Annotated in this window: 4 protein-coding genes; 2 read left to right on the top strand and 2 right to left on the bottom strand. The window is 72.3% G+C overall.

Annotated features, from left to right (window positions below; translation table 11 throughout):
• Window positions 1–846 (bottom strand): bifunctional 5,10-methylenetetrahydrofolate dehydrogenase/5,10-methenyltetrahydrofolate cyclohydrolase (locus H5J29_RS20305; RefSeq protein ID WP_181782635.1); only part of this gene is annotated, 846 nt, incomplete at its 3' end.
• 269 nt (window positions 847–1,115) lie between these two features.
• Here H5J29_RS20305 and H5J29_RS20300 point away from each other — a divergent pair.
• The gene (locus H5J29_RS20300) at window positions 1,116–1,760 is read left to right on the top strand and encodes an acetate uptake transporter family protein (RefSeq protein ID WP_181782634.1); all 645 of its coding nucleotides are present in this window, start codon (window positions 1,116–1,118) and stop codon (window positions 1,758–1,760) included.
• Between the two features lie 186 nt (window positions 1,761–1,946).
• The gene (locus tag H5J29_RS20295; RefSeq protein WP_181782633.1) at window positions 1,947–2,597 is read left to right on the top strand and encodes a GPR1/FUN34/YaaH family transporter; all 651 of its coding nucleotides are present in this window, start codon (window positions 1,947–1,949) and stop codon (window positions 2,595–2,597) included.
• 83 nt (window positions 2,598–2,680) lie between these two features.
• Here the strand turns inward: H5J29_RS20295 and H5J29_RS20290 are convergent.
• Window positions 2,681–5,084 (bottom strand): error-prone DNA polymerase (locus H5J29_RS20290; protein ID WP_181782632.1); only part of this gene is annotated, 2,404 nt, incomplete at its 5' end.

Here is a 5,084-nt window from a genome sequence, read left to right as displayed (position 1 = left end):
GGACATCCAGCCCCAGACGACCCGGCCGTAGAGCAGCATCCCGCGCGTCATCGGACCCACCCCGCCGGGGACGGGCGCGAGCAGGGCCGCCACCTCCACGACCTCCGGCGAGACGTCCCCGACCATGCCCAGCTCGGTGTGCGTGATGCCGACGTCCACCACCGTCGTGCCGGGCCGCACCATGTCCGCCGTGATCAGCCCGGCGACGCCCGCCGCGGAGACCACCACGTCGGCCCGCCGCACCTCGTCGGCGAGGTCACGGGTTCCCGAGTGGCAGGCGACCACGGTCGCGTTCACCGAGCGACCGCTCAGCACCGGCACGAGACCTCTCCCGACGGTCAGGCCCCGCCCGACGACCACGACCCGCGCCCCGTCCAGCTCCACGCCGTAACGGCGGCACAGGGCCACGATTCCGCGCGGGGTGCACGGCTGGGGTCCCGGCTCGCCCAGCAGGAGCCTGCCCAGGTTGACGGGATGGAGCCCGTCGACGTCCTTGGCCGGGTCGATCCGCGCGAGCGCCTCCCCCTCCGCGTACCCGGGCGGGAGCGGGAGCTGGACCAGCAGACCGGTACAGGTCGGGTCCGCGTTCAGCTCGTCGACGACGGCGAGCAGCCCCTCCTGACCGACGCCGGCGGACAGCTCCCGTGGCAGCGACCGGATCCCGACCGTCGCGCAGTCCCGTTGCTTGGCGGCGACGTAGGCCTGCGACGCGGGGTCCCTCCCGACCACCACGGTGGCCAGGCCGGGGACGGGCGCACCCGCCGCGACCAGCCGCGACACCCGCTCCCGCAGGTCAGCGAGCAGCTCCGCGAGGGCGGCCTCGCCGTCCATCACCCGTGCCGTCACGGCCGCCATCCTCGCAGAGCGGCCCCGACCGGCGGCGCCCGCTCCGGCCCTGCCGACGTCCCGTCGACCATGGTCCCCTCACCCGCCCGAGGCTCACCCATCGGCCGGCTGACCTGTCCTCCCGGCGATCGCGTCGTCGCGGAAGTCGAGGTCGTGATCTGCCCGTTCGCAGGGTCCGCGGCGCTTGTGACCGGGCGCACAATCCCCTCGCCGGCGCCGGTGCCTCGCCCTGTGGCACCCCCAGCCGACCGACTCGACGAGGAGCATTCATGAGTGTCGATAGCGACGTGCAGGCGGGGGCGCATGCCGCGGCCGAGCCGCAGGCGGTGGCCGCTCCGGCGGCGAACCCCGCACTGCTGGGTCTGATCACCTTCCTGCCCTCGGGGATCACCCTGGGCCTGTGGTTCCTCGGCTACCTGGACACGGCGAACCTGCCGGGCGGGATGATCCCGATGGTCTCGCTGTCCGCGGGCCTGTTCCTGATGATCTCCTCGGTGTGGGCCGCCCGGGTGGCCGCGAACACGGTCTCGGCGATCTTCGGCGTGTTCTCGGCCTTCTGGCTCAGCTTCGGCTTCCTGCTGGCCGGCCTGACGAGCGGCTGGTGGGGCGTGGCCGACGCCGCGCAGGTGGCCAACGTGCAGCGCACCTACCTGCTGTCCTTCACCGTGGTGTTCATCCTGCTGACCCTGGCCACCCTGCGGCTGCCGCTGGCCTTCACGGCCGGGTTCGTGTTCGTGGACATCACCTTCGTGCTGGCCTTCCTCGGCGTGAGCACGGGCAACGCGGGCCTGTTCCCCATCGCCGGGATCACCACGCTGGCCTTCTGCGTGATCTTCGCGTACATCCTGGTCGACGGGTTCGCCCAGGACCTCGGCGGCAAGGCGATGCCGATGGGCAACGCCATCGTGAAGTAGCCGCCGCCGACGACCGACCCCGGGACGCCTCGCCAGGCGACCCGGGGTCGTCTCGCGTCGGCGCTGTGTCAGCTTGAGACACCGCCACCCACCGATGTGGACGTTAATACCGTGTGACGGAGCACACTCCTGGCCCGCGCAGCTGGACGCTCCTCGCCCGGATGGAACCCATCTCTGGAGCGTGTCATGAGCACTGAGCACATCAGTCCCGAGCACATCGAGAGCACCGTGGCCCCAGCGCCGGTGGAGGCCGCGCCCGCGGCCCCGACCGGCAATCCCGCCCTCCTCGGCCTGCCCGCCTTCCTGGTCGGCGGCATCGGCCTGACCCTCTACCTGATCGGCTACCTGCCCGCCGCCGCGGTCGGGACCCTCGTCCCGATGACGCTGACCGTGGCCGGCCTGGGTCTGCTGGTGGCGGGGTGGTGGGCGATCCGGATCGGGCAGGGCGCGGTCGGCGCGATCTTCACGGTCTTCGCGACCTTCTGGCTGAGCTACGCCTACCTCGTACTCTCCCTGGTCAACGACTGGCTGAAGATCCCCGCGGACAGCGTGGCCACGGCCCAGGCGACCTTCCTGATCGCCTGGCTCGCCGTGTTCGCGGTGCTGACCCTGGCCACGCTGCGCCTGCCGATGGCCTTCACCGCACTCTTCACGCTGGTCACCGTCACGGTGGCACTCGTACTGGTGGCCACCCTGACCGGCTCGGCGGGTCTGCTGATCGTGGCGGGTGTCGGCGCCGCGCTGTTCTGCCTGGTCGCGATCTACATCTTCGTGGACGGGATGACCCAGGAGCTGGGCGGCCCGGCCCGGTCGATGGGCACGCCGCTGGTCCACTGACACGCCACCGCCCGCGTCATGGAGCCACGACTGTCTTCTCGAGGCGTGGACCCGACAGTTGTGGCTCCATGACGCCGAGGGGGTCACCGGAAGTCCCTGGACTTGACCGCGACCTTCAGGGGGAGACGCTGGAGGCGGTCCGCCACCAGGTTCAGGACGCCCTCGGGGCTGCGTTCCAACCTGCCCCGCACCAGGAGCGCTGCGCTGCCGAGGGCGACCGAGCGGTATCTCGCCCACAGCCCCTCCGAGCAGGTCACGTTGAGCATCCCGCTCTCGTCCTCCAGGTTCACGAAGGTGACCCCGCGGGCGGTCGCGGGCCGCTGCCGGTGCGTGACCAGCCCACCGACCAGCACGCGGCGGGGCGGCCGGTCCGGATCGTGCGGGTCACCACCCAGCGGGTCGAGGCGGTCGATCCGGACCGCGCCCAGCCCGTCGAGCCGCTCGCGCAGGTGCTGCATCGGGTGGCTGTCCGGGGAGACGCCGGTGGCCCAGACGTCCGCCACCGTCTCCTCCACGTCGGTCATCCCCGGGAGCGCGGGCGCCTCCAGCCCCACCGCGCTGCCCGGCAGGTGCTCCGGCCGCACCCCCGCGACCACCCCCGCCGCCCAGAGCGCGGCCCGCCGGTCGATCCCGAAGCAGCCGAACGCGCCTGCCGTGGCCAGCGCCTCCGCCTGCGGCCCGGTCAGCTGTACGCGCCGGGCCAGGTCGGCGAGACCGGCGTACGGCCCTCCCCGGTCCCGCTCGGCCTCGATCCGCTCGGCGAGCTCGGTGCCGATCGTGCGGATCTCGCGCAGCCCGGTCCGGACCGCCCAGCCGCCCTCGCTCTCCGGGTCCGGTTCGAGGATCGCGGCCGCACCGCCGACGTTGACGTCCGGACCGAAGGCCTTCACCCCGTGCCTGCGCGCGTCCGCCACCAGGGACTGCGGTGAGTAGAAGCCCATCGGCTGCGAGTTGAGCAGCGCCGCGCAGAAGGCGGCCGGGTGGTAGAGCTTGAACCAGGAGCTGTAGTAGACCAGCGACGCGAAGCTGATCGAGTGGCTCTCCGGGAACCCGAAGTTCGAGAAGGCCAGCATCTTCTGGAAGATCGTCTCGGCCACGGGGTCCGGGATGCCCTTGGCCGCCATGCCCTCGAAGAACCGCGCCCGCAGCTGCTCCATCTTCTCCGCGGACCGCTTGGACCCCATCGCCCGGCGCAGCTCGTCCGCGTCCGATGCGGAGAAGCCCGCGACGTCCACCGCGATCTGCATCAGCTGCTCCTGGAACAGCGGCACCCCGAGTGTCTTCTCCAACGCCCCCGCGAGCAGCGGATGGTCGTACTCCCAGGAGCGCGGCAGGCCCCGCTGCTCCTCGTTGCGCCGCTTGATGAACGGGTGCACGGAGCCGCCCTGGATGGGGCCCGGCCGGATCAGCGCCACCTCGATCACGAGGTCGTAGAACCGCTCGGGCCGCAGCCGGGGCAGCGTGGCCATCTGGGCGCGCGACTCCACCTGGAACACCCCGACCGAGTCCGCCCGCTGCAGCATCTCGTAGACGGCCGGGTCGCTCTCGCCCAGCTCGTGGAGCTCGACGGGCTCGCCCTCGTACCGCTCGACGAGGTCCATCATCAGGTGCAGCGCGGTGAGCATGCCCAGCCCGAGCAGGTCGAACTTGACCAGCCCGGCGGCCGCACAGTCGTCCTTGTCCCACTGCACGACGGTCCGGTCCGCCATGCGCGCCCACTCCACCGGCACGACCTCGGACACCGGCCGGTCGCAGATCACCATGCCGCCGGAGTGGATCCCGAGGTGGCGCGGGAAGCCGAGCAGCTGGTCGGCCAGCGCGAGGACCGGGCCCGGCAGGTCCTCCGGCGCCACGGAGTCCGACAGCCCCGACCAGCGCTCGATCCGCTTGCTCCACGCGTCCTGCTGGCCGGGCGAGAACCCCAGGGCCTTCGCCATGTCCCGGACCGCCGACCGCGGCCGGTAGGTGATCACGTTCGCCACCTGCGCGGCGTGCGTGCGCGCGTACCGCTCGTAGACGTACTGGATCACCTCCTCGCGGCGCCCGGACTCGATGTCGAGGTCGATGTCCGGGTAGCCGTCCCGGTCCGGGGACAGGAACCGCTCGAAGAGCAGGCCGTGGTGCACCGCGTCGACGTTCGTGATGCCCAGGGCGAAGCAGACCGCGGAGTTCGCCGCCGAGCCCCGCCCCTGGCAGAGGATCCCGGCGCGGCGGCAGAACGCCACGATGTCCGCCACGATCAGGAAGTAGCCCGGGAAGTTCTTCCCCTCGATGATCTCCAGCTCGTGCCTCACCATGTCCGCGGCGAACCGGTTCTCCGCGCGGCTGCCGTACCGCTGCGCGACGCCCCGCCAGGTCAGCGCACGCAGCCAGCTCGCCTCGCTCTCCCCCGGCGGCACGTCGAACGGGGGCAGGTCCGGCGCCACCAGCCGGAGCTCGAACGCCAGCTCCCGCCCCAGCTCCGCCGCGTGCGCCACCGCCCCCGGG

The sequence above is a fragment of the Pseudonocardia pini genome, from assembly GCF_013870575.1.
GTDB classification, from domain to species: Bacteria; Actinomycetota; Actinomycetes; order Mycobacteriales; family Pseudonocardiaceae; genus Pseudonocardia; species Pseudonocardia pini.
Note: the sequence above shows the minus strand (reverse complement) of the source record. Positions and strands in the feature narration are given on the sequence as shown.

Excerpts from the sequence above, each read along its gene's own strand:
- H5J29_RS20300 (WP_181782634.1), top strand. The coding sequence starts at position 1,116 with ATGAGTGTCGATAGCGACGTGCAGGCGGGGGCGCATGCCGCGGCCGAG.
- H5J29_RS20295 (WP_181782633.1), top strand. The coding sequence starts at position 1,947 with ATGAGCACTGAGCACATCAGTCCCGAGCACATCGAGAGCACCGTGGCC.